Here is a 24813-nt window from a genome sequence, read left to right on the forward strand (position 1 = left end):
TGAGTGGCCCGGGGGCGGCGATTCATGCGCGGGGAGCGCCGATGGGGCTAGGCGTCGTCTTTCCCTGAAGGCGACTCGGCGTGGGCCGCCAGGCGCTCCAGGGCGCGCTTGAGTCGCGGATCCTCGACATCGGCGGCGCAGCTCGAGAGCTCGTCACCGGCCTGGGCGGGCAGGCGCCTTACCTGGCGCGGCGCAACCTTGGCCGGGCGCACTGGGCGTACCTTGAGGTGGAAGCCGGTCACCGCCTGGAACTCCGGCAACTGGTGCAGGCAGTCGAGCAGACGCGGCTGCTCGTAGCGCAGACGGGTCAGCCAGGCTGCGCCGTCGGTGATCAGGGTCAGACGGCCGTCACGGAAGCCACCGACAAACAGGTGTTCCGCCAGGGTGGGCGAGAGTTCATTGCGCAGATGCTCCTGAGCGCGCTCGATCAGGCGCGCCATGCGCATCAGTCCGCCCAGTTCGCCGCGGCCCTGAAGAAGCCCTGTCATGGACTGGGCGCGGAACCGCTTAACCTTTATACTCATGTGCTTGTGTCTTGGGATGCCCCAGGATCAATGAATTTGTCGCTCGGCGGCGTTCGTCTGTGGAACGCAGGTGTCATGGCCGTTTGCATGATGGCCGCTCGAGTGATGGGCAGCCGGCATGGCGCCGGCCCGAGACTAGCACGCCAGGGAGTTCCCCGACAGCATGACTGCCATCGACCCACATCGCTGCTGCCCCCGCGAGGCTCGTGCCCGTCGGGTGGCCAGATGGTGGTTGGCAGGGCTGCTGGTGGGCTGCCTGCTGCCGGCGAGCCTGAGCGCCGCCGAATCTCCCCGAGCCACCGAGCGACTGGTGCAGATCTGCATCATGGCGCCGGCGGTCATCCGGGCCCATACCATGCTCAAGGCCTGCCGCCATCGGCTGGCCCGACATCCCCTCAAGACCCTGCCCAAACCATCGTCCCCGTCGGTGGCCTGGGCGGCGCCAATGCTGGTGCCGGTGGCCGCCCTCGACGTGGTGTCCCGCCGGGGTCCTCCTGACATCGCCTGAATTCGATGAAGCGTGACGGTCGCCAATGCCTGGCGGCCTCTTTTTCAGGTTCCAGATTTCAGGAAGTTTCATGATCAATTCTCTGCTGCGTAAAGTCGTCGGCTCCAAGAACGACCGCGACGTTAAGCGCATGTCCCGCCAGGTTCGCGCCGTCAATGAGCTCGAGCCGAGCCTCGAAGCCCTCGACGACGCTGCGCTGGCCGCCCGCACCGCTGAGTTCCGTGAGCGTCTGGCGGCCGGTGAGTCGCTCGATGCCCTGTTGCCCGAAGCCTTTGCCACCGTGCGCGAGGCCAGCAAGCGGGTGATGGGCATGCGTCACTTCGACGTACAGCTGATCGGCGGCATGACCTTGAACCGCGGCCGGATCGCCGAGATGAAGACCGGTGAGGGCAAGACCCTGGTCGCGACCCTGGCGGTGTACCTCAACGCCTTGCCCGGCAAGGGCGTGCACGTGGTCACGGTCAACGACTACCTGGCCCGGCGTGACGCCAACTGGATGCGCCCCCTGTATGAGTTTCTCGGCCTGTCGGTAGGCGTGATCTACTCCGGCCAGACCTCCGAGGAGAAGCGTGACTCCTACGCCTGCGACATCACCTACGGCACCAACAACGAGTTCGGCTTCGACTACCTGCGCGACAACATGGCGTTTTCGCTGGAAGACAAGGTTCAGCGGGAACTGCACTTTGCCATCGTCGACGAGGTGGACTCCATCCTTATCGATGAGGCGCGCACGCCGCTGATCATCTCCGGTGCGGTGGACGAGAACACCGAGCTGTACAAGGTGGTGGATCGGCTCGCCAGGGAGCTCACGCCCTGCAGCGACGAGGAAGATCCCGAAAGCGGCGACTTTACCCTCGACGAGAAGCAGAAGCAGGTCGAGGTGACCGAGCGCGGTCACCACAAGGTCGAGGAGCTGATGCGCGCCCAGGGGCTGCTCGGCGAAGACGACTCGCTCTACGCCGCCCAGAACCTCAACCTGTTGCAGCATATGCACTCGGCGCTGCGTGCGCGCCACCTGTACCACCCTGACGTCGACTACATCGTCAGCGAGGGACAGGTGGTCATCGTCGACGAACACACCGGGCGTACCATGCCGGGCCGTCGCTGGTCCGAGGGCCTGCACCAGGCGGTGGAAGCCAAGGAGGGTGTGACCGTCCAGCGCGAGAGCCAGACCCTGGCCTCCACCACCTTCCAGAACTACTTCCGCCTGTACGAGAAGCTGTCCGGGATGACCGGTACCGCCGATACCGAGGCCTTCGAATTCCGTCAGATCTACGGGCTCGATGTGGTGGTCATCCCCACCAACAGGCCGCTGGCGCGCAAGGACATGAACGACCTCGTCTACCTCAGCGCCGAAGAGAAGTTCGAGGCGATCATCGAGGACGTCAAGGTCCAGGTCGAGGCCGGCCGTCCGGTGCTGGTGGGTACCGCGTCCATCGAGACGTCCGAATACCTGGCCGAGTTGATGCGCAAGTCCGGCATCGACTTCAACGTGCTCAACGCCAAGCAGCACCAGCGCGAGGCCGAGGTCATCGCCCAGGCCGGGCGCCCAGGTGCGGTGACCATCGCGACCAACATGGCCGGTCGTGGTACCGATATCGTGCTCGGCGGCAACTGGGAGGCCGAAGCGGCCAAGCTGGAGAACGCCAGCGACGCCGAGAGAGAGGCATTGAAGGAGGCCTGGCGCGAGCGCCACGAGGCGGTGCTGGCCGCTGGTGGCCTGCACGTCATCGGCTCCGAGCGCCATGAGTCACGGCGCATCGACAATCAGCTGCGTGGTCGTAGTGGCCGCCAGGGCGATCCGGGCTCGACCCGCTTCTTCCTGTCGCTGGAAGACAACCTGATGCGTCTGTTCGGTTCCGAACGGGTGCAGAAGCTGATGCAGGCGCTGGGCCTGGAGCGGGGCGAGGCCATCGAGCACAAGATGGTGTCCAACGCCGTCGAGCGTGCCCAGAAGAAGGTCGAGGGTCGCAACTTCGATATCCGCAAGCAGCTGCTCGAGTACGATGACGTGGCCAACGATCAGCGTCGCGTGATCTACGAGCAGCGCAACGAGATCCTGGCCGCCAGCGACGTCTCCGACAACGTCATGGGCATTCGTGAAGAGGTGCTGGACGAGGCCATCAGTGCCTACGTGCCACCCCAGAGCCTGCCCGAGCAGTGGGATCTGGCGGGGCTCGAGGCTCACCTCAAGAGCGAGTACCAGTTGGACGCGCCGGTGGTGCAGTGGGCCGAGGAGGACGAGCGCTTCCACGAGGAGCAGCTGCGTGAGCGACTGCAGACCCAGCATCGCGAGACCTATCAGGCCAAGGTCGCCATCGCCGGCGAGGAGCTGATGCGGCGCTTCGAGAAGCAGGTCATGCTGCAGGTGCTGGACACCCGCTGGAAGGAACACCTGCAGTCCATGGACCATCTGCGTCGTGGTATCCATCTGCGTGGCTACGCTCAGAAGAATCCGAAGCAGGAGTACAAGCGCGAATCCTTCGAGCTGTTCCAGAACCTGCTGACCAATATCAAGGCCGACGTCACCCGTATCCTCAGTCACGTGCAGGTGCGTGCCCCCGAGGAGGTGGACGCCCTGGAGCGTCAGCGTCGCGAGGCCCTGGCCCGTGAGAGCGCCCAGGCGGCCAGTCGCCACGACGCACCTGCCGCGACGGACGCCGAGATGGCCGACGAGGGCGGCGAGCGTCACGTCAACGAGGTTGCCGATCAGCGCCCGGTGCGTCGAGACGCCCCCAAGGTTGGCCGCAATGATCCCTGCCCCTGCGGCTCCGGCAAGAAGTACAAGCAGTGCTGCGGCAAGCTCAGCTGAGCAAGCCTCGCAACCCATGACGACGGCGACCCCGGGCTTCAAGGCCTGGGGTCGTCTTTGACGCAAGGAGAAAACAATGGCAGTCGGTGACAGCATTTTTCCGGCAATGGGGCCGATCCCCGGGGTTCGCCTGGGCAGTGCCATGGCGGGCATCAAGAAGCCGGGCCGGCGTGATCTGGTGGTGATCGAGGTGGCCCCGGGCGCCAGGGTGTCCGGCACCTTTACCCGCAACGCCTTCTGCGCGGCGCCGGTCCATGTGGCCCGCCAGCATCTGGCCGCGGGCGACGCGGTTCGCTACCTGGTCATCAATACCGGCAATGCCAACGCCGGCACCGGCGAGATCGGCATGCGCGACGCCCACGCCACCTGTCAGGCGCTGGCCGAACTCGCCGAGGTGTCGGCCGACCAGGTGCTGCCGTTCTCCACCGGCGTGATCGGCGAACCGCTGCCGATGGAGCAACTTCTCGGTGGCCTGCCAGAGGCGCTCGACCAGCTCGACGACGGTGGCGACGCCTGGGCTCTGGCGGCCGAAGGCATCCTCACCACCGACACCCGGACCAAGGGCGCGACCCGCCAGGTGACGCTCAAGCAGGGCACTGTCACCCTCAATGGCATCGCCAAGGGGTCGGGCATGATCCGTCCCGACATGGCCACCATGCTGGGTTTTGTCGCCACCGACGCGGCGATCGAGTCCGAGCGTCTTGATGCCCTGCTCAGGGAGGGCGTCAAGCGCTCGTTCAACAGCATCACCGTGGACTCCGATACCTCGACCAACGACGCCTGCATGCTGATCGCCACCGGCCAGGGCGCAGCACTCGCCGATGACGATGACGAGCGGATATTTCGTCAGGCCCTCGATGAGGTGCTGGTGGAGCTGGCCCAGGCGATCATTCGCGACGGCGAGGGTGCGACCAAGTTCGTCACCCTGAATGTCAGCGGTGCCCTGAGCGTCGAGGAGGCGCGCGAGGTGGCCTTTACGGTGGCCCATTCGCCGCTGGTAAAGACCGCGTTGTACGCCAGTGACGCCAATTGGGGGCGTATCCTCGCTGCGGTGGGGCGTGCCCGGGTCGAGGACTTCGATGTCGATCGGGTGACCATTGATCTGGGCGATGTGCGCCTGGTCGAGAACGGTGGGCGTGCTGAGGGCTACAGTGAGGACGCCGGCAGTGCGGTGATGGCGGCAGAAGAGATCACCATTGCCATCGATCTGGGGCGTGGTGACGCTGCCGCGCGGGTGTGGACCTCCGACCTGTCCCACGACTATGTATCGATCAACGCCGACTACCGCAGTTGATTCCGCATGGGTTCGTCGGCGGCAGATGAATCTCGGCCGGTGAATCGGTATCCTGTGTCGTCTTTTTTGCCTGTCCGGCGGGTAGCGGTGGAGCCGATCCATCGGCGATGCATCAGCGGCAGATGAATCTCGGCGAGCGAATCGGTATCCTATGCCGACTTTTATCGCCCTCCCGACTGAAAACTGGTGCGGGCGTGGCCCGCGAACCGAAGCTGGTATTGTTGAATGAACACTATGGTGAAGAGAAGGGTGCACGTGGCGGCGGCCGCCATCATCAGCCCGAACGGTGACGAAGTGCTGCTGGCCCGGCGTCCTTCCAATGTGGACCACGGCGGCCTGTGGGAGTTTCCCGGTGGCAAGCTGGCGCCCTACGAGACCGGGCTTGAGGCGCTCAAGCGCGAGCTGCACGAAGAACTCGGCATCGAGATTCGTCGCGCCCAACCGCTGATTCGCATCCACCACGAGTACTCCGACAAGCACATTCTGCTCGACGTCTGGCAGGTCAAGGACTTCTCCGGTGAGCCCTTCGGTCGCGAAGGACAGGCGGTACGCTGGGTGCCCATGGGCGAGCTGATTGGCTATCCCTTCCCGGCCGCCAACCTGCCGATCCTGCGTGCGGTGATGCTGCCCTCGGAATACCTGATCAGTGACGAGGAAGCCGACGAGGACGCCTTTGACGCCAAGCTCGAGCGGGCCCTCGAGGAAGATGGCGTGCGTCTGGTTCAGCTGCGCGCCAAGACCCTCGACGAGGACGCCTACGTGGCCCGTGCGGAGCGTGCCCTGGCGCTGTGCCGTCGTTACGGTGCCAAGCTGATGCTCAACGGTGAACCGGAGCTGCTCGAGCGGATCGATGCCGATGGTATCCATCTGACCAGCGAGCGGCTGATGGGCCTGGAGCGTCGCCCCATCGCCGAGGCCAAGTGGTTGGCGGCCTCGACCCACGACAAGGCCCAGCTCGACCAGGCCCACGCCATTGGCTGCGACTTCGTGACCCTGTCACCGCTGCGCACCACTCCGTCCCATCCGGAAGTGGCACCGATCGGCTGGCATGACTTCCAGCAACTGGTCGAACGCGCCGGCATGCCGGTCTACGCGCTGGGTGGCATGACGCGCCACGACGCCAGCCATGCCCGCGCCGTGGGGGCCCAGGGGATCGCCTCGATCCGCGACTTCTGGCGCTAAGGCGTTGGCGAAAAGGGCCAGCACCGGCCGCTAGCTACCAGATGCAAGAAACCCCGCCAGGGAGACCTGGCGGGGTTTCTTGCGTTCAGGGGCATGTCGTTCCATTGCCGCTTGGCTCTGTTCTCAAGCTCGACGAGCGTCGGCGCTTTTCGTACAAGCCCTGGGCTTTATGCGAGAAGTCGACGAAGCCCGGCTCTTTGGCGGCAAGCCCTAGTCGCGGTAGCGGCGGGTCAGGTCCCCATAGGCATCGATGCGCCGGTCCCGCAGGTAGGGCCATATCCGCCGCACGTTTTCGCCATGGTCGAGATCCAGGGTCACCAGCAGGGTCTCGGGCTCGGTGCCGGCGTGGGCCAGCAGCTCCCCCTGGGGCCCGGCGACAAAGCTGCCGCCCCAGAAGTCGATGCCCTCGCTGACCTTCGAGTGATCCTCCTCGTGGCCCACCCGGTTGGCGACCAGCACCGGGACACCGTTGGCCACGGCGTGGCTGCGCTGGATCAGCGTCCAGGCGTCCTTCTGGCGCGTCTTCTCGGCGTCGTCGTCGCCCGGCGCCCAGCCGATGGCGGTGGGGTAGAGCAGCAGTTCGGCACCGGCCAGGGCCATCAGGCGCGCGGCCTCCGGGTACCACTGATCCCAGCACACCAGTACCCCGAGCCGGCCCACCGAGGTGTCGATGGGGGTGAACCCTTGTCCGAGAGAGGCGTCATGATCTCCGGGGGTGAAGTAGAACTTCTCGTAGAAGCCCGGGTCGTCGGGGATATGCATCTTGCGGTAGTGACCCACCGCGCCCTTGGCGCCGTCGTAGACCACTGCCGTGTTGTGATAGATGCCCGGCGCGCGGCGCTCGAACAGCGAGCCCATCAGCACGATGTCGAGCTCTGCGGCGAGTTCGGCCAGTCGTGTGCCGGTGGGCCCGTCCAGCGGCTCCGCCAGGTCGAACAGGGCCGGATCCTCGTACTGACAGAAGTAGTGGGTGGCGTGGAGTTCCTGCAGCATCACCAGTCTGGCACCGCGGCCTGCGAGATCGCGGATGCTCGCTTCACTGGCGTCAAGGCTTCTGGCCTTGTCGGGCCAGGCGGGTTGCTGGACCAGGCCCACGGTCAATTGGCGTGTCATCGGCGGTCTCCTTCGGCGGTGGTGAGGGTGCCCTGGGGCCACTGCATGGTCAGGCAGTGCAGGCTGCCGTGTTGAACGATGGCGGCGCTGGCGTCCACCGGGATGATATCCCGGTCGGGGAAGGCCCCGGCCAGGGCGTCGAGCGCCGCCAGATCGTGACGATCGCCGTAGACCGGCACCAGCACCGCCCCGTTGATGATCAGGAAGTTGGCGTAGGTGGCCGGCAGGCGGTGGCCATCCTCGGCGTCATGGCAGGCGCTAGGCCAGGGCAGCGGTACCAGGCGATAGGGCGAGCCGTCCGCGCGGGTCAGCGCCTTGAGTTCGCGCTCCATGGCGGCGAGCTCGGCGTAGTGCGCATCGCTCGGATCATCGCAGCGCACATAGGCGATGGTCTGGGGATCACAGAAGCGCGCCAGGGTATCGATATGGCTGTCGGTATCGTCGCCTTCGAGATGTCCGTGGCAGAGCCACAGCACCCGTTGGATGCCCAGCGTCTCGGCCAGCCAGGTCTCGATATCGGCCCGCGACATCGAGGGGTTGCGGTTGGGATTGAGCAGACAGGCCTCGGTGGTCAGCAGCGTCCCTTCGCCATCGGTCTCCAGGGCGCCGCCCTCCATGATCACCGCGCTCTCGCTTGTCGGGCAGGCGATCAAGCCGGCATCCTTGAGCTGGCGGGTCAGGGTGTTGTCGCGATCGGCCGGAAACTTGCCGCCCCAGCCGTTGAAGCCGAGGTCATGGAAGGTAACGCCGTCGCCGTCACCGGTCGCCAGCGGGCCATGGTCCCGGGCCCAGGTGTCGTCGGCGTCGACCACGGTCAGGCGCAGACGCTCGGGTGGCGCGCCTCGGGCCAGCAGGCGGCCTGACAGCGCCTCGCCGGTGTCACGGTCGGGCACCCCGATGATCACGCTCTGATAACGACTGATGATCAGGGCGAGCTGCTCGAGCATCGCCTCGATGGCGGGCAGCGTCGGCGCCCAGTCGCTGTCGCGGCGGGGCCAGGTCAGCTGGACGGCATCCTGAGGGTGCCATTCGGGTAGCAGGCGGGGCATGGGTGATGTCCTGGGGCCAAGAAACGGCGAAATGTAGGCGGCTGTGATCGAAGATGCAAGGATCTCGCAATTCCTCTGCCGTGGCGATGCAGTCGCTCGCAAAAAACCGTACCATGACGGCCCGCCGACAAGGAACGAGTCCATGCTTGATCGATTGCCCTTTCTGATCGGGTTGCGTTATGTGCGAGCCAAGCGACGCAACCACTTCATTTCGTTCATCTCGCTGACCTCCATGCTGGGTCTTACCCTGGGCGTGGCGGTGCTGATCCTGGTGCTCTCGGTGATGAACGGCTTCGACCGGGAGCTGCGCCAGCGGGTGCTGGGCATGGTGCCCCACACCCAGATCGAACAGGCCGGTGGGATGACCGACTGGCAGCCCCTGGCCGAGCGCCTGACCCAGCGCGAACATGTCATCGGGGCGGCGCCCTATATCCAGCAGCAGGGCATGTTCTCGGTGGCCGGGCGCAATCAGGGCGCCATGGTCAACGGCATCGAGCCCGAGTGGGAAAGCCGGGTGTCGATCGTCGACGAGAACATGTCGCGTGGCTCGCTGGACGACCTCAAGGCAGGGGAGTGGCACATCGTGCTCGGCTCCATCCTCGCCAACAACCTCAACGTCGACGTGGGGGACAGCGTGACCCTGCTGGTGCCGGAGGCCTCGATCACCCCGGCAGGCGTCTTCCCCAGGCTCAAGCGCTTCACCGTCAGCGGCATCTTCAGTGTCGGTGCCGACCTGGACGCCAACCTGGCCTACGCCAACATCGAGGACATGCAGACCCTGGCGCGCATGGGGGACAGCATTGGCGGGCTGCGTCTGGAGCTCGACGATCTGTTCCTGGCCGGTCAGGAGACCCAGGCCATCGTCAATGAGCTGGGCGGTGGCTATCGCGGCTACGACTGGACCTTCACCCGGGGCAACCTGTTCCAGGCGATCCAGATGGAAAAGCGCATGATCGGCCTGCTGCTGACCGTGATCATCGCCGTGGCTGCCTTCAATATCGTCTCGACCCTGGTGATGGTGGTGACCGACAAGCACGCCGACATCGCCATCCTGCGGACCATAGGCGCCACCCCGGGTTCGATCATGGGCATCTTCATGGTCCAGGGTATCGCCATCGGGGTGATCGGTATCGTCATCGGGGTCGCGCTGGGTATTCTGCTGGCGCTGACGGTGTCCGATATCATTGCCTTCGTCGAGTCGACTCTGGGCATCCACTTCCTCGACGCGGGTGTCTACTTCATCAGTGACCTGCCGTCCCAGCTGATCTGGAGCGATGTCTATCAGATCGTGGGGGCCGCCTTCGTGCTGACTTTCCTGTCCACCCTGTATCCGGCCTGGCGCGCGGCGCGGGTCCAGCCTGCCGAGGTGCTGCGCTATGAATGATTCGGTAATCGCCAAGCCTGGTGTCGAGGCGTCGACCCCCGCCGGCAACGATCTGATGCTCGAGTGCCGCGAGTTGTCCCGGGTCTACGATGAAGGTCCCGCCGACCTGGTGGTGCTCGACCAGCTCGAGCTCAAGGTGCACGCCGGCGAGCGAGTCGCGGTGGTCGGCAGTTCCGGCTCCGGCAAGACCACCCTGCTCAACCTGCTCGGTGGCCTCGACAGCCCCAGCGCCGGCGAAGTACGGGTGGCCGACACCGTGTTGCACAAGATGGGCGACGCCGAGATCGGGCGCTTCCGCAATCGCCACATCGGCTTCGTCTACCAGTTCCACCATCTGCTGGCGGAGTTCTCGGCGCTGGAGAACGTGGCGCTGCCGTTGATCATTCGCGGTAGCCGCAAGCGTGACGCCGAGGACAAGGCGCGTGCTCTGCTGGACAAGGTAGGGCTGGGCCCCAGGGCCGAACACAAGCCCGGCGAGCTGTCCGGCGGTGAGCGCCAGCGTGCGGCGATCGCCAGGGCCTTGGTCACCGATCCCAGCCTGATGCTGATGGACGAGCCCACCGGCAACCTCGACAAGCACACCGCCGCCAGCATCCTGGCGCTGATGGATGAGCTTGCCGCCAGCGCTCGCTGCGCCTTCGTCATCGTCACCCATGACCCGGCCCTGGCCGCCCATCAGGACCGCGTGCTGAGACTCGACAACGGCAAGCTGCACGCCGAGTAGGTCTTTCGCAGCGTCCAGAAGAAGCCAGAAGAAGGCCCCGATGCAATCGCATCGGGGCCTTCTTTCGTAGGGGATTGCTTGTCCGGGCTTTCTCGGCAGACCAGCGGGAACGGCGCCGGGCCGAGCAGGGCCTTTTGCGCAGGCTGAGTCAGTGCGGCTGGGGCAGTGTGGCTGGGTCGATGCGGTTGAGTCAGTGTGGTTGGTTCAGTGCGGCTGGGTCCTGCGGCGTCGCCGGCGCGCGCGTGCCTTCCAGCTGCGTGCCACCTGCCAGCGCCATAGCAGGCGTATCACCAGGTTGGCCAGGCCGCCGACGGCGATCGCCGCCACAAGCGAGCCGATCAGGAGGGACGGCAGGATGTCCAGCAACTGGGACTGCAGCCAGTCGGTGGTCAGCCGATGGGGCGCCTCCAGCGCCGGGCGTTGCATCAGCCAGGCGCCGAGACAGTAGTTGGCGTAGAAGATGATCGGCATCGTCAGCGGGTTGGTGATCCACACCAGAGCCACCGACAGCGGCAGATTGCAGCGTCCGACACGGGCGCCGAGGGCGGCGACGACCATCTGACACGGGATCGGCAGCAGCGCGCTGAACAGGCCAACGCTGAAGGCGTTGGCCACGCTGCGGCGCGTCAGCACCCACAGGGCGGGGTCGGCGATCAGGTGCGCCATGAAGCGTAGCGAGCGCTGCCGGCGCAGGGCGTCCGGCGAGGGCAGATAGCGCTTGAGTAGTCGACGCGGCATGGCGAATCAGCTCGAGGCTGCGGATGCGTGGCTATTATCCATACAAGCCGCCGCCCTTGCCATGACGTCGGCCAACGATGGGCATGCGTGACGCCGCCGACAGGCTGTCGGGCTTCGGGGCCCCAAGCCTCCAGGGCTCCAATGCTCCAGGGCTTCGGGGCCCCAAGCCTCCAGGGCTCCAGGGCTCCAGAGAGAGGGCGATGGAATCTGACGAAGATTGGCAACGATCGATACGTCGGCCGCCAGGCCGCTCCTGTCAAGGCACCTGTTCCCTCTCGCTGGCATGGGCGCTGGCCTTGGGCAGCGTCCTTGGAGGCGCCGGTCTGACGCTGCCCGAGGCCGCCCTCGGCCTGAATCTGCTGACAGTGGCGGCACTGGTATCACTGGCCTTGCGCCGGACGGCGGCGCTGCTGGTCTGTCTGGCCGGGCTGTGGGTGCTTGGCTGTCTGTTGCAGCAGCAGGCGGCCCGCTTGCCCTCGGGGCTTGCCGGGGTGCCGCTGACGGTCGAGGGGCGGGTGTTGGCAAGTCGCCAGAGCGATGGCCTGCAGCGTCTGACCATGAGGGTCGAGAGCTGCCGTCCGCTGGAAGCCGGGCTGCCTGACTGCTCGGGACTCGAGCGGATACGGGTCAGTCGCTATAGCACCATGGACGGCGAGGTCGGGACCGCGTCGGCAACAGCGCACACGATGATGGCCGTCGGTGAGCGCTGGCGGTTCGATGTACGACTACGCCCACCTGGTGGCCTCGCCAATCCCGGGCGCTTCGACTATCGCCGCTGGCTGTGGCGGGAAGGCATCCACGCCACCGGGTCGGTCATCGGACAACCGCCGCCGCAACGCTTGGCCGCCGCACCCCGGGACCCACGCCGAGTGTTACTGCGACAGCTCGATGGCCAGCCGCTGCATGAGACGACGCAGCGCTGGCTGGCGGCCTTGACCCTGGGGCGTGGCGAGCGACTCGAGGCCGACGACTGGGCGCTGCTCAACGCCACCGGGACGACCCATCTGGCGGTGGTGTCCGGGCTGCACGTGGGCCTGGTGGCAGCGCTGGCGCTGACCCTGTCGCGCCTGGTGGCGCGGTTGATTCAGCCGGGGCGCTGGCGGCTTTTGCGTTGGCCGTGGCTGGCCGCCGCAACGGCCACCAGCGGCTTTGTCTGGCTGGTCGGCGCCGAACCGCCGGCGCTGCGGGCACTGGTGATGGTCCTTATCGCCCTTTGGGTGGCCGGGGGGCGGCATTCTCCTTCGCCGTGGCAGGGCTGGGCACTGGCCTGGGCGGTGGTCGTGCTGTGGGATCCTTTGGCGCTGTGGCGCCCCGGGCTTTGGCTGTCCTTCGGTGCTGTAGCCCTGCTGATCCTGATGTGGCAGGGCAGGCAGGTGCCGTCCGGGCTCAAGGGTGCCTTGGTGGCGCTATTGCGTACCCAGCTGTTGCTGGCGCTACCCATGGCGGGTCTGGTGCTGCTGGCGATGGGTCAAGTGGCGCCGTTGGCCCCCTTGGCCAATCTGCTGGCGGTGCCCCTGGTGACGCTGGTGCTGGTGCCGCTGGGGATGCTGGGCTGGGTGCTGTCGACGGTGTCGTCTGAGGCGGCGATGGCGAGCTGGTGGCTGTTCGAAGCGGGCCTTGAGGTGATGCTGGCGTCGTTGCGGATGTTCGCCGAACTGTCACCCGGTCTGTCGCTGCGAGAAGGAGGGCGCTGGACACTCGGTATTCTGCTGCTGGGCCTGGGCGCGCTGCTGTTGCTGCCTGGCCTGGGTGCCGGGCTGCGATCAGCAAGCCTCCTGGCACTTGTTGCGGCCATGGCGATGATGCCGGCCTTCGGTGGCAGGCCTGGACTGGGCGAGGTACGGCTGATGGTCTGGGACGTGGGGCAGGGGCTGATGGTGGAGCTGATCACCGCCCGTCATCGACTGCTGTACGACAGCGGTCCTCGCTTTCGCTCCGGCTTTACGCCGCTGGCGTCCATCTGGGCAGCTCCGCAAGCCTTCGACGAGGTGGTGATCAGCCACGCCGACCAGGACCACGCAGGAGGACTCGCCAGCCTGGCGCGCGATCACCGGGTGGCTCATTGGTGGCACCCCGAGGGCGAGACGCTGGCGCTGTCGGCGCACGCGCCGCGACACCCTTGTCATGCCGGGGAGGGCTGGCGCTGGGACGGTGTCGACTTCACCTTTCTGTGGCCGCCTGCCTCGGCCGGCAGCGCAACGGCAAGCGACGTTGCCGGGCATGGCAGCAATGATCGCTCCTGCGTGCTGCTGGTGAGTACCGCCGGTGGCAGCGTGTTGCTTACCGGCGATGCGGGAAAACGCGTCGAGCGCTTCCTGATCCCGCGCTTGCCGCTGGCGCCTGCGGTTCTGGTGGTGGGGCATCATGGCAGCGCGGACAGCACCGGCGAGGCCCTGGTGACGGCCAGGCCGCCCCGCCTGGCGGTGATTTCCCGCGGTGCCTACAATGGCTTCGGTCATCCTGCCGACCAGGTGGTGCGTCGCCTGCGACGCGCCGGCAGTTGCCTGATGGACACCGCTGTGGATGGGCGAGTGAACATCCTCTTGTCCCAGGCCGGGATAGCGGCGGCGCAGGGTATCCATCCCCGTCTGACCGGTGGCGGTGTCGAAGGCCCCTGCCATGGGGTAGAATCGCGGCACTGAATCTCACTGCCCTGTGTGTCGGCCGGCCAGGAGCGACGCCGCGTCCGCTGTCGGCGGCAGACGGCCGTGCGGGCCCGGGTGATCGCCACCTGGACCATCCGCGGCGGCCAGACAGGACCGATTCCCTCGCAACTGGAGCCAACGTGATCGAATACTCCGGCTGGACGCTCTACAAGCGTCTTCTTGGTTACGTCAAACCCTTCTGGAAGTCCTTTCTCGTCGCCGTGGTCGGCTACGCCATCTACGCGGCGTCCAGTACCGCCCTGGCCGAGATGATGAAGCGCCTGATCGATGGCATCCAGAATCCCGACGCCGCCTTTCGTCTGTTTCTGCCGCTGTTCGTCGTCGGCATGTTCGGCGCCAGGGGTGTCGGCACCTTTCTCGGCACCTACTTCATGAGCAACGTCGCACGCAACATGGTGCACGCGCTGCGCTGTGACGTCTTCAACCATATGCTGCGCCTGCCGGGGCGCTTCTTTGACAATCATTCTTCCGGCCACCTGATCTCGCGGGTGACCTACCATGTGGAGCAGGTGACCGGCGCAGGCACCAAGGCGATCACGGTAATCCTCCAGGAGGGCCTGTTTGTACTCGGCCTGCTGGGCTATCTGCTGTGGACCAACTGGATGCTGACGCTCTTGTTCATGGCCGTGACGCCGCTGATTGGTGGCGTGGTGAGCTACGCCAGCAAGCGCTTTCGGCGCATTTCCAAGCGCATCCAGCGCTCCATGGGGGACGTCACCCACGTCGCCTCCGAGGCCTTGACCGGCTACCGCGTGGTGCGTACCCACGGCGCCGAGAAATACGAGATGGGGCGCTTCCACGACGCCAGTGAAGTCAACCGTCGCCAGAGCCTGAAGGAGGCCCTGACCAAGGCCACCAGCACCCCGGTCATCCAGATGCTGGTGGCACTGTCGCTGGCGCTGCTGGTGTGGCTTGCCATGTCACCGGCGCTGATGGACAACATGACGCCGGGCGAATTCGTGGCCTTCATCACCGCCGCCTCGCTGATGGCCAAGCCGATTCGCTCGCTCAGCGAGATCAACGGCACCATCCAGAAGGGTATCGCTGCCTCCAGTGAACTGTTCGGGCTGCTCGACGAGCCTGAGGAACGCGATACCGGAACCCTGATGCCCGAGCGCCTGCAGGGGCGGATACAGCTCGAACAGGTGCGTTTCGCCTACGGAGACGATCAGCCCGAGGTGCTCAAGGGCATCGACCTGGACGTGCGCAAGGGCGAGATGGTGGCCATCGTCGGCCGCTCGGGCAGCGGCAAGTCGACCCTGGTCAGCCTGTTGCCGCGCTTCTACCGACCGACGGGCGGGCGTATCCTGATCGATGGCACCCCCATCGAGGAGTACCAGCTGACGGCGCTACGACAGCAGATTGCGCTGGTGTCCCAGCAGGTGACGTTGTTCAACGCTACCATCGCCGAGAACATCGCCTACGGGGTCCCCGATGCCGATCCTGCTGACATCGAGGCGGCGGCCCGCGCCGCCCATGCCCATGAGTTCATCGAGCGCATGCCCGGCGGCTACCAGGCGCTGGTCGGTGACAACGGTGTGATGCTCTCCGGTGGTCAGCGTCAGCGCATGGCGATCGCTCGGGCGATCTTCAAGGATGCTCCCATCCTGATCCTCGATGAGGCGACCTCGGCGCTGGACACCGAGTCCGAGCGCCATATCCAGGCGGCCCTGGAAGAGGTCTGCAAGGATCGCACCACCCTGGTCATCGCCCACCGCCTGTCGACCATCGAACGGGCCGACCGCATCCTGGTCATGGAACAGGGCGAGATCATCGAACAGGGCTCCCACGCCGAGCTGCTGGAACGCGATGGCGGTGCCTATGCCGCGTTGCACCAGCTGCAATTCCAGGAGGCGTAGATGGGGCTTGGGCAGCGCTGGCTCGAGGCGGCCTATCGTGGGGCTCCCTGGCTTGCCGTCCTGCGGCCGCTGGAGGCGCTCTATCGCCGCGAGGTACGCCGGCGAGCCGACGCCTTTGCGCGTGGCGACAAGCCGGTGTGGCGCGCTTCGGTACCCGTCATCGTGGTCGGCAACCTGACTCTCGGCGGCACCGGCAAGTCGCCGCTGGTCGCCTGGATGGGGCGGCACCTGGCCGAACGCGGCTTTCGCCCCGGGATTCTGTCACGGGGCTACGGTGGCAAGGCCGATGGCTACCCCCTGCACCTTGCCGACGATACACCAGTAGCGGCCAGCGGCGATGAGCCGCGAATGCTGGCCGATCAGACCGGGCTGCCGGTGGTGGTCGACCCGGACCGCCCGCGTGGGGCCCAGTGCCTGATCGACGCCGGTTGTGACGTCATCGTCACCGACGACGGCCTTCAGCACCATGCCCTGGGGCGTGATCTCGAGGTGGTGGTGGTGGACGGCAAGCGAGGCTTCGGCAATGGGCGCTGCCTACCGGCAGGGCCGCTGCGCGAACCGCTGGAGCGGCTGGAGCGCATCGACGCACTGATCGTCAACGGCGAATCGTCGAGCGCGCTTGCCGCCGACGGCTTCACCATGCAACTGGAGCCCGCCTGCTGGCGCAGGGTCGGTGACGACGAGCGGCGTCCACTGACGCCGCTGCCCTTCGCCACACCGGTCACCGCGGTGGCAGGGATCGGTCATCCGGAGCGTTTCTTTACCACCCTGTCGGAGCTGGGGATCGCCCATCGACCGGCCCCCTTTTCCGACCACCACCGGTTCAGCCCGGCCGACCTGACCACCAGCGACCAGCGACCTGTGGTGATGACCGCCAAGGATGCGGTCAAGTGTCGAAGCTTTGTTCCCGACGATTGCTGGGCCCTGGATGTAGAGGCTAGACCCGAGGCGTCCTTCGTGGCCTGGTTCGATCGGCGAGTGTCCGCCTGGCGAGGCACCGACGATGCGCAGGTCGCTCATGATACCGGGATCGCGCAGCGGCAGAGTGACTGAGCACTGCCGCCGAAGGCTCAAATTCAACAGGAGAAACGATGATGGACAAGGAACTACTGGCGATGCTGGTGTGCCCCCAGTGCCAGGGCAAGCTGCGCTACGACCGCGATGCCGGCGAGCTGTGCTGCCAGTTCGATGGCCTGGCCTATCCGATCCGTGACGGCATCCCGGTGATGCTGGTCGAGGAGGCGCGGGTCATGGAGGTCGACGAGACCCTCAAGACCAACCCCGGGCGGGGCACCTCCAGCACGGACGAGACGTGAAGGAGCGCTAGACGATGCAGGATTTTATCGTTGTCATACCGGCGCGTTACGGTTCGAGTCGTCTGCCCGGAAAGCCGCTGGCAGATATCGCCGGCCGACCCATGGTCGCCCGGGTCTGGGATCAGGCCCGGCGCTCCTCGGCGAGCCGAGTGGTGATCGCCACCGACGATGCGCGCATCGAAAGCGTGATGCTCGAGCTGGGCGCCGAGGTAGTGATGACCCGCGAGGACCATACCACCGGGACCGATCGGCTGGCGGAGGTGGTCGAGCGCCTGGCGCTGCCGGACGAGGCGGTGCTGGTCAACGTTCAGGGGGACGAACCGCTGTTGCCGCCCGAACTGATCGATCAGGTGGCGGGGCGGCTGATGCGCGACGAGGGCGCCTCGGTCGCGACCCTGGCCGAGTCCATTGGCGACGTCGACACCTTGTTCAACCCCAATGTGGTCAAGGTAACCCGGGCCGCATCGGGCAGGGCGCTGAGCTTTTCTCGCGCCCCGATGCCCTGGGACCGGGAGGGCTTTCGTGAGCCTCCGACGCTGCTCACCACCGACGCTTGGCTACGCCATATTGGCCTCTATGCCTATCGAGCGAGCTTTCTGCGGGCCTTCAGCCAGTGGCTGCCGGCTCCCATCGAACAGCTCGAACAGCTCGAGCAGTTGCGTGCGCTGCACTATGGGCACGCCATCCAGGTGGCGCTGGCCGAGCAGACGCCCGGGGCGGGGGTGGACACCGCCGAGGATCTTGAGCGGGTTCGCGCCCATTTCGGCGGCCAGCAGACGTCGCCGGACCAGTGAAGGCCAACGATCAGGAGACAAGCATGCGGGTACTGTTCGTATGTCTGGGCAATATCTGCCGCTCGCCCACCGCCGAGGGGGTAGTGAGGCAGCGACTCGAGGAGCACGGTCTGGCGGACCGGGTGGTGCTGGATTCCTGCGGCACCGGGCCCTGGCACGTGGGTGAGCCACCGGATGCCCGCGCCCAGCAGGCCGCGCGCAAGCGGGGAATCGATCTATCGAAGCTGCGCGGTCGCCAGCTCGAGGTCGCCGATTTCGAAACATGTGACTACCTGCTGGCGATGGACGCCGACAACCTGAGCGTGCTCGAGCGCCAGGCGCCGGCGAATTGCCAGGCCCATATCGGCCTCTTGATGGAGTTCGCCGGGGAGCCCGGCGTTGCGGTGCCGGACCCCTACTACGAGGGCGGCTTCGATGGTGTCTACGCGATGATCGAGCGTGCCGCCGATGGCCTGGTGGCCACCTTGTCGCAGCGTCTGGGGGCGTCGTCTTGAGGCCCGTCATAGGCCTCGATCAGGACTTGACCCGAGCCAACACCCTGGGGCTGCCCTGTGTCGCCGAAGAGGTCGTCGATGTCTTCAGTCGTGATCAGCTCGCCTCCCTGATCAGGCAGGTCGGAGACCGCCGATTGACCCTGCTCTCCGGCGGCAGCAATCTGATTCTGCCCGACTATCTGCCGGGGATGACGCTGCGACCGCGGCTCGATTACTGGTGGGTCGAGCGGTGCGGGCAGGATGCGCTGGTGCATGTCGGTGCCGGGGTCAACTGGCATCGACTGGTCATGGCGCTGGCGTCGAAGGGGTGGTGGGGCATCGAGAATCTGGCGCTGATACCCGGGCACTGTGGTGCGGCACCGGTACAGAACATCGGCGCCTATGGGGTCGAACTGGCCGATGTGCTTGAGTCGGTGACCCTGGTCCATCGCGACAGTGGTGCGGTGGAAAGCTTGCCGGCTGGTGCCTGTGGCTTCGGCTATCGGGAGAGCCGCTTCAAGGGGGAGTGGGACGGCAAGGTCATCATCACCGACCTCACCTTGAGGGTCAGCCGTCACGGCGCGCCGAAGCTTGGCTACGGCGATCTGGCGTCCCGGGTGGGGGAGGCCCCCGCTCCTCTGGCGGTGGCCGAGGCGGTCTGCCAGGTGCGCCGCGAGAAGCTGCCCGACCCCGAGCAGCTCGGCAATGCCGGCAGCTTCTTCAAGAATCCTGTGGTCGAGGCAGCGCGTGCCGGGGCACTGCGCGAGAGCTATCCGGGTATGCCGGCCTATGAACTGGAAGACGGACGGGTCAAGCTGGCGGCGGGGTGGCTGATCGATCAGTGCGGCCTCAAGGGCTGGCGACAGGGTCACTTTGGCGTCCATGATCGTCAGGCGCTGGTGCTGGTGCACCACGGTGGCGGCAATGCCACGGAATTGCTGGCGTTCGCCGACCAGGTGTCGGCGCGGGTCGCCGAACGCTTCGGTGTGACGCTCGAACGAGAGCCGCGCCTGGCCTGATTTGTAGCACCTGACTTGCCGGCACCGGAGGCGCTGTGTGAGTAACGAAAGCGCATAAATGAAAACGCCCGCGTCCTTGGACGCGGGCGTTTTGCTTTACGGCGAGTGATCAGCTGTTGTGGCCGTCACTTGCCTTTTCGGCCTCGAGCTTGCGACGCTCGCGCGGGTCGTTGTGGGCCCGGCGACGGCGACGGCGGCGAGGCGCCTGGCCATCATCAGTGGCGCCACTCAAGGCGTCGTCTTCGGCCTTGGCGTCAGTCTTGGCTTCTGTCTTGGCGTCGTCGGCCTTGGCGTCAGTCTTGGGCGCCTCGGCTTTCTCTTCCGCCTTGGCATCGGCCTTGGGTGCCTCCGCTTTCTCTGCAGCTTTCGCTACGGCTTTCTCTGCAGGTTGGGTGTCAGCCTTGGGAGTCTCGGCCTTTGGCGTCTCGGCCTTGGCTTCGGCTTTCGGCTCGGCTTTCTCTGTAGGCTTGGTGTCAGCCTTGGGAGTCTCGGCCTTTGGCGTCTCGGCCTTGGGGACCTCAGCCTTGGCTTCGGCTTTCGGCTCGGCTTTCTCGTCAGCTTTCTCTGCAGGCTTGGTGTCAGCCTTGGGGGCCTCAGTCTTGGGAGCCTCGGGCTTGGGAGCCTCAGCCTTGGCTTCGGCTTTCTCTGCAGCTTTCTCTGCAGCTTTCTCGACGGCCTTGGCGTCAGCTTTGGGAGTCTCGGCCTTGGCTTCGGCTTTCGGCTCGGCTTTCTCTCCAGGCTGGGCGTCAGCCTTGGGAGCCTTGGCTGCAGCTTCAGGCTGGGCGTCAGCCTTGGGAGCCTCGGCCTTGGCTTCGGTCTTCGGCTCGTCTTTCTCTACGGGCTTGGCGTCGTCCGACTTGGGAGCCTCGGCGTTGGCGACGGGCTTGGTATCCGCCTTGGGGGCTTCGGCTTTGGCGTCGGCCTTGTCGTCAGCCTTGGAAGTCTCGGCCTTGGCTTCGGCTTTTGGCTTGGCTTTCTCTGCAGCTTTCTCGACGGGCTTGTCGTCAGCCTTGGGAGCCTCGGCCTTGGCGTCAGTCTTGGCGTCAGCCTTGGGGGCTTCGGCCTTGGCTTCGGCTTTTGCTTCGGCTCTTGTTTCGGCTTTTGCTTCGGGCTTGGTCTGTTCGGCCGTAGCTTCCGCAGCGCTTGCCTGGCCCGCATCGGGCTGAGCTTCCTGAGCCGCGGCCGCGGCCGCTTCCGCCTGCAGGCGTTGCTGCTCTTTCAGCGCCTCGGGGTTGATGGCCTGCTTGCGGCTGCGGTTGCGCGGATTGTTGCGGGTGCGCTTGGGCTTGCTGTCCTTGGCAGCATCGCTGCTGGCAGCATCTGCCTGCTGCGTTTCACCGCGGCTGGCCGAACGGGGCGACTTGTTGTCGTCGCTCTTGCGGCTATCCGGCTGGCGGCTTTCCTGTTGACGACCCTCCTGCTGACGACCCTCTTGCTGACGTCCTTCAGCCTGGCGGTTGTCCTGCTGACGATTGTCGTCACGGCGAGAGCGCTGGCGGTTGTCGTTGCCGTCATTTCTGTCGGCTCGAGTGTCTGCCTTGCTGTCGGTGCGTGCGTCGTTTCGAGTCTCGCTGCGGCCGTCGCTCTTGGCGGCCGGCTGGCGGCGATCCTGCTGGCGACGGTCCTGGCTGTTGCCATCGCTACGGTTGGATCTGTTGCTGCTCTGACGCTGGCCGTTCTGGCTGCCACCACGGCGATTGCGCTGTCGCGTGTCGCTACCGCGCTGCTGGCCGCTGTCGCTGCGCTGTTGGGCGCCGCGCTGAGCATTGTCGTCGCGACTCGAGGATTGAGTGCGAGTGCTGCTCGAGCCTTGGCTGCCGCTCGCGGCGCCGTTACTGGTTTCTTCCTCGCCGCCGAGGAAGCGGGCGAAGCCCTTGACCAGTCGACCGAACAGGCCGGCGTTCTGAACCGCCTGACGAGACTCTGCGGGGCTCTGACGGCCTGACTGGCGATTAGCCTGAGGGCTGCTCTGCCTGCGGCTGGACGACGAGGCCTGGCGACCGGATTGAGCGCCCTGAGCGCTGGGCTGACGACTGGGCTGTGCGGGCTTGTCCTCGCTGGCAGCCTCTTCCTGGCTCAAGGAAGCGGGGGCAGGGGCGTTGTGGACTACGCTCTTGACCGCGGCTTCGGCGCGTTGCACCGGCTTGCCGAAGGCGGCGTCGGGCTCCTTGCCGACCTCGGTGTCGGTGGACAGCTCGAAACTGGAGGCGTTGGCGGTGCCTTCCTCGTCGACGTGGTCGTCGCGCAGACGCTGGACGTCGTAGTGGGGGGTGTCCATGTCCGGGCTTGGCAGGATGACCACGCGGACGCCCTGGCGACGCTCGATATCGGCCAGGATGGCGCGCTTCTCGTTAAGCAGATAGGTAGCGACAGGCACCGGCAGGATGGCGCGGATCTGAGCGCTGCGCTCCTTCATGGCCTCTTCTTCGATCAGGCGCATGACCGACAGCGAGAGCGAACGCACGTCACGGATGGTGCCCTGGCCGTCACAGCGGGGGCATACCACGCCGCTGGTTTCGCCGAGGGACGGACGCAGACGCTGACGCGACATTTCCATCAGGCCAAAGCGCGAAATACGGCCGATCTGTACCCGGGCACGGTCGAGCTTGAGGGCGTCGCGAGCGCGGTTTTCGACCTCGCGCTGGTTGCGTGCTGGCCCCATGTCGATGAAGTCGATGACCACCAGGCCGCCGATGTCACGCAGGCGCAACTGGCGAGCGATCTCGTCGGCCGCCTCCAGATTGGTCTGCAGCGCAGTCTCTTCGATGTCACTGCCGCGTGTCGCTCGCGCCGAGTTGATGTCGATGGACACCAGTGCCTCGGTGTGGTCGATCACGATGGAGCCGCCGGAGGGCAGCTTCACTTCACGCTCGTAGGCGGTCTCGATCTGCGACTCGATCTGGAAGCGCGAGAACAGCGGCACCTCGTCGGCGTACAGCTTGATCTTCTGCTGGTAGGACGGCATCACCTGGCGAATGAAGGCCAGCGCCTCCTGGTGCACCTCGGGGCTGTCGATCAGTACCTCGCCGATATCCTGGCGCAGGTAGTCGCGCATGGCGCGAATGATGACATTGGACTCGCGGTAGATCAGGAAGGGGGCGGCGCGCTTGCCGGCTTCCTCGGTGATGGATTCCCACACCTGTACCAGATAGTCGAGGTCCCACTGCAGCTCTTCGGGCGAACGACCGATACCGGCGGTACGCACGATCAGGCCCATCTTGTCGGGCACGCTGAGCTGGCCCATGGCTTCCTTCAGCTGGGCGCGTTCCTCGCCCTCGATGCGACGCGAGATGCCGCCTGCGCGGGCGTTGTTGGGCATCAGCACCAGGAAGCGGCCGGCCAGGCTGACAAAGGTGGTCAGGGCGGCGCCCTTGTTGCCACGCTCTTCCTTGTCGACCTGAACGATGACTTCCTGACCTTCCTTCAGTACTTCCTTGATGCTGGGGCGGCCGGAAGGCTCCTTGACGAAGTACTCGCGAGCAATTTCCTTGAGGGGCAGAAAACCGTGGCGTTCGGCGCCGAAATCGACAAAGGCGGCTTCGAGGGAGGGTTCCACGCGGGTGATCTTGCCGCGATAGATATTGGCTTTTTTCTGTTCCCTGGCACCGGATTCGATGTCCAGGTCGTACAGGCGTTGTCCATCCACCAGGGCGACACGCAGCTCTTCGGGCTGGGTCGCGTTGATGAGCATCCGTTTCATGTTGTCTCGCAATATGGGCGCGCCGGAGGGCGCCCATGGGCAACGGCAAGGGTGAACCGTTGGTGCAGCGTGCTTGTGCTCAGCGCATGTCGCGGAAGCTGCGCCCGGCCGCGACGTTACTTCATCAGGAACGTCACGGCATGATCATGTTGAGTACGGGGCGGAGGGAGGACGTGTCTCGGTGGGGCCTTGCCCATCCGGTCCTGCCGTCACCGCCAACACCTGGCATTCATCGATTCACCGCTGCCGGCCTCCGGCACGGTGTTGTACGTCTCCCGGCGACGGCCCACCCCTTCGGAAAGGTATCCAGCTGGGGTGGAGCGCGCCGGGCTCGGTGTTGTCACTTGACATCGGCGGCGGGACCTCTGTGGGTCGTCGCGGCCTCTGTGGCAAACGCTGTGTCAGTCACGTTTCGCTCGGGCCTGCGTGTCTAGTCGTGCAGGCGCTTGCAGGGGTCAATCGGACCCGGGGAGCGAACAAGCAATATAACAGCAATGCCAGGGGTCAGCAATTGGCGACAAGCTGCGCTAGAATGGCGCTTTATTGCGGGTTTCGAGTGGGGTGACAGCGTGGCCGAAGGGCGTGAAGTGCAGTGGGTGGAAGTGACCGAAGGCCAGGTCGGCCAGCGCGTCGACAATTTTCTGATGAGTCGCCTCAAGGGCGCCCCCCGTTCGCTGGTGTACCGCATCGTGCGCAAGGGTGAGGTGCGCGTGAACAAGAAGCGGGTCAAGGCGGATACCCGTCTGGCGCTTGGCGATCTGGTGCGTATTCCCCCGCTCAAGCTGGCACCGCAGGAGGCAGTGCGCGAGGTCAGCGATAATCTGCGTAATCTGCTGGCCGGCAGCGTGCTGCTGGAAGGGCCTGACTGGATGGTCTTGAACAAGCCGTCGGGACTGGCGGTGCACGGCGGCAGTGGCGTCAAGATCGGACTGATCGAGGCGCTGCGGCAGGTGCGCGAGGACCTGGACTTCCTGGAGCTGGTGCATCGGCTGGATCGGGATACTTCAGGGTGTCTGCTGCTGGCCAAGTCCCGGCCGGCGCTGCTTGCGCTGAACCAGTCGCTCAAGCAGCACAAGATGAACAAGCAGTATCTGGCGCTTGTGGCAGGCCGCTGGCCAGCCCGTCGGGATTTCGTCAGTGCCCGCCTGGATCGCTACGACGCCGGCAACGGCGAGCGTCGAGTCAGGGTCGATCCGCAGGGCAAGGTGGCTCGGACCCGCTTTGGTGTGCGTGAGACCTTTGCCGGTGCAACCCTGGTGGAGGCGGAGCCGATCACCGGGCGTACCCATCAGATTCGCGTCCACGCTTCCCACGCCGGACACGTGCTGTTGGGCGACGACAAGTACGGTACCCGAGAGGGCGCTCGCCTTGGGCGCGAACTGGGGCTGGATCGCCTGTTTCTGCATGCTGCCTCGCTGACCTTCCCCGAGCCGACCAGTCAGCGGCCGGTGCAGATTCGCGCTCCCCTCGACGATGCCCTGGAAACTGTGCTCGACAAGGCTCGGCGGCGACAGTGAAAGATGTCGCCGGCGGCCTTGCCTGGTGCCCGCCTTGTGGCAAGAAAGACTGAAATTACAGTGCGCTAAATGAGCAAGTGTGGGTGAATCGCTGTGTCTGGCGGACGTGGTGAGCCCGCGCCGGGCAGGCGAGCCAGGTTG

The 24813-nt window shown here is 65.9% G+C and carries 19 protein-coding genes; 14 read left to right on the plus strand and 5 right to left on the minus strand.

The genetic code is table 11. From position 1 onward, the window contains the following. Positions 1 to 47: 47 nt before the first annotated feature. Positions 48 to 524, minus strand: coding sequence for a DUF721 domain-containing protein (locus C6W88_RS12415; RefSeq protein WP_045993385.1), 477 nt, complete (start codon positions 522 to 524; stop codon positions 48 to 50). A gap of 163 nt (positions 525 to 687) precedes the next feature. Between C6W88_RS12415 and C6W88_RS12420 the strand changes: the two genes are divergently transcribed. The 4 genes from C6W88_RS12420 (at position 688) to C6W88_RS12435 (ending at position 6320) form a co-directional block, all read left to right on the plus strand. After that, complete coding sequence (locus C6W88_RS12420; protein ID WP_108132666.1) at positions 688 to 1032, plus strand: hypothetical protein; 345 nt, start codon at positions 688 to 690, stop codon at positions 1030 to 1032. Between the two features lie 70 nt (positions 1033 to 1102). Then, positions 1103 to 3844, plus strand: coding sequence for a preprotein translocase subunit SecA (gene secA, locus C6W88_RS12425; RefSeq protein WP_108132667.1), 2742 nt, complete (start codon positions 1103 to 1105; stop codon positions 3842 to 3844). A gap of 76 nt (positions 3845 to 3920) precedes the next feature. Further along, a complete protein-coding gene (gene argJ / locus C6W88_RS12430; protein ID WP_108132668.1) occupies positions 3921 to 5138 on the plus strand; it encodes a bifunctional glutamate N-acetyltransferase/amino-acid acetyltransferase ArgJ in 1218 nt (405 codons plus the stop codon). 234 nt (positions 5139 to 5372) lie between these two features. Next, positions 5373 to 6320 carry a Nudix family hydrolase gene (locus C6W88_RS12435; protein ID WP_045993389.1) on the plus strand — a complete coding sequence of 316 codons (948 nt, stop codon included), beginning with the start codon at positions 5373 to 5375 and terminating at the stop codon, positions 6318 to 6320. A 210-nt stretch (positions 6321 to 6530) separates the two neighbouring features. On the opposite strand, the gene C6W88_RS12440 is transcribed toward C6W88_RS12435, so the two are convergent. Both C6W88_RS12440 and C6W88_RS12445 read right to left on the minus strand, forming a co-directional pair. After that, the gene (locus C6W88_RS12440) at positions 6531 to 7433 is read right to left on the minus strand and encodes a carbon-nitrogen hydrolase (protein WP_108132669.1); all 903 of its coding nucleotides are present in this window, start codon (positions 7431 to 7433) and stop codon (positions 6531 to 6533) included. After that, positions 7430 to 8482 carry an agmatine deiminase family protein gene (locus C6W88_RS12445; protein ID WP_108132670.1) on the minus strand — a complete coding sequence of 351 codons (1053 nt, stop codon included), beginning with the start codon at positions 8480 to 8482 and terminating at the stop codon, positions 7430 to 7432. Before C6W88_RS12445 ends, C6W88_RS12440 begins: the two co-directional genes overlap by 4 nt. A 142-nt stretch (positions 8483 to 8624) precedes the next feature. Between C6W88_RS12445 and C6W88_RS12450 the strand changes: the two genes are divergently transcribed. Next, positions 8625 to 9866, plus strand: coding sequence for a lipoprotein-releasing ABC transporter permease subunit (locus C6W88_RS12450; RefSeq protein ID WP_045993392.1), 1242 nt, complete (start codon positions 8625 to 8627; stop codon positions 9864 to 9866). After that, the gene (locus C6W88_RS12455) at positions 9859 to 10590 is read left to right on the plus strand and encodes an ABC transporter ATP-binding protein (RefSeq protein ID WP_045993393.1); all 732 of its coding nucleotides are present in this window, start codon (positions 9859 to 9861) and stop codon (positions 10588 to 10590) included. The genes C6W88_RS12450 and C6W88_RS12455 overlap by 8 nt, the downstream gene beginning before the upstream one ends. Positions 10591 to 10794: 204 nt before the next feature. Here the strand turns inward: C6W88_RS12455 and C6W88_RS12460 are convergent, their stop codons facing one another. Further along, entirely contained in the window at positions 10795 to 11328 is a 534-nt protein-coding gene (locus tag C6W88_RS12460) for a DUF2062 domain-containing protein (protein WP_045993394.1), read from the minus strand. 296 nt (positions 11329 to 11624) lie between these two features. Here C6W88_RS12460 and C6W88_RS12465 point away from each other — a divergent pair, with 296 nt between their 5' ends. From C6W88_RS12465 to murB, 7 genes are all read left to right on the plus strand, one after another. Continuing rightward, the gene (locus C6W88_RS12465; protein ID WP_231498634.1) at positions 11625 to 13970 is read left to right on the plus strand and encodes a DNA internalization-related competence protein ComEC/Rec2; all 2346 of its coding nucleotides are present in this window, start codon (positions 11625 to 11627) and stop codon (positions 13968 to 13970) included. A gap of 146 nt (positions 13971 to 14116) precedes the next feature. Then, on the plus strand, positions 14117 to 15853 hold the full coding sequence (gene msbA / locus C6W88_RS12470) for a lipid A export permease/ATP-binding protein MsbA (RefSeq protein WP_045993428.1): 1737 nt from the start codon (positions 14117 to 14119) through the stop codon (positions 15851 to 15853). Beyond that, complete coding sequence (gene lpxK, locus C6W88_RS12475; RefSeq protein WP_108132672.1) at positions 15854 to 16906, plus strand: tetraacyldisaccharide 4'-kinase; 1053 nt, start codon at positions 15854 to 15856, stop codon at positions 16904 to 16906. Positions 16907 to 16947: 41 nt separating this feature from the next. After that, a complete protein-coding gene (locus C6W88_RS12480) occupies positions 16948 to 17169 on the plus strand; it encodes a Trm112 family protein (protein ID WP_108132807.1) in 222 nt (73 codons plus the stop codon). A 14-nt stretch (positions 17170 to 17183) separates the two neighbouring features. Further along, on the plus strand, positions 17184 to 17963 hold the full coding sequence (gene kdsB, locus C6W88_RS12485) for a 3-deoxy-manno-octulosonate cytidylyltransferase (RefSeq protein ID WP_108132673.1): 780 nt from the start codon (positions 17184 to 17186) through the stop codon (positions 17961 to 17963). Positions 17964 to 17986: 23 nt separating this feature from the next. Continuing rightward, complete coding sequence (locus C6W88_RS12490; RefSeq protein WP_108132674.1) at positions 17987 to 18457, plus strand: low molecular weight protein-tyrosine-phosphatase; 471 nt, start codon at positions 17987 to 17989, stop codon at positions 18455 to 18457. 26 nt (positions 18458 to 18483) lie between these two features. Further along, on the plus strand, positions 18484 to 19455 hold the full coding sequence (gene murB / locus C6W88_RS12495; protein WP_231498635.1) for a UDP-N-acetylmuramate dehydrogenase: 972 nt from the start codon (positions 18484 to 18486) through the stop codon (positions 19453 to 19455). Positions 19456 to 19564: 109 nt separating this feature from the next. Here the strand turns inward: murB and rne are convergent, their stop codons facing one another. Continuing rightward, a complete protein-coding gene (rne, locus tag C6W88_RS12500; RefSeq protein WP_108132676.1) occupies positions 19565 to 23155 on the minus strand; it encodes a ribonuclease E in 3591 nt (1196 codons plus the stop codon). A 569-nt stretch (positions 23156 to 23724) separates the two neighbouring features. Here rne and C6W88_RS12505 point away from each other — a divergent pair. Continuing rightward, the gene (locus C6W88_RS12505) at positions 23725 to 24672 is read left to right on the plus strand and encodes an RluA family pseudouridine synthase (RefSeq protein WP_108132677.1); all 948 of its coding nucleotides are present in this window, start codon (positions 23725 to 23727) and stop codon (positions 24670 to 24672) included. Positions 24673 to 24813 lie beyond the last annotated feature (141 nt).

Origin of the sequence: Halomonas litopenaei, assembly GCF_003045775.1 — a bacterium.
GTDB classification, from domain to species: Bacteria; Pseudomonadota; Gammaproteobacteria; order Pseudomonadales; family Halomonadaceae; genus Halomonas; species Halomonas litopenaei.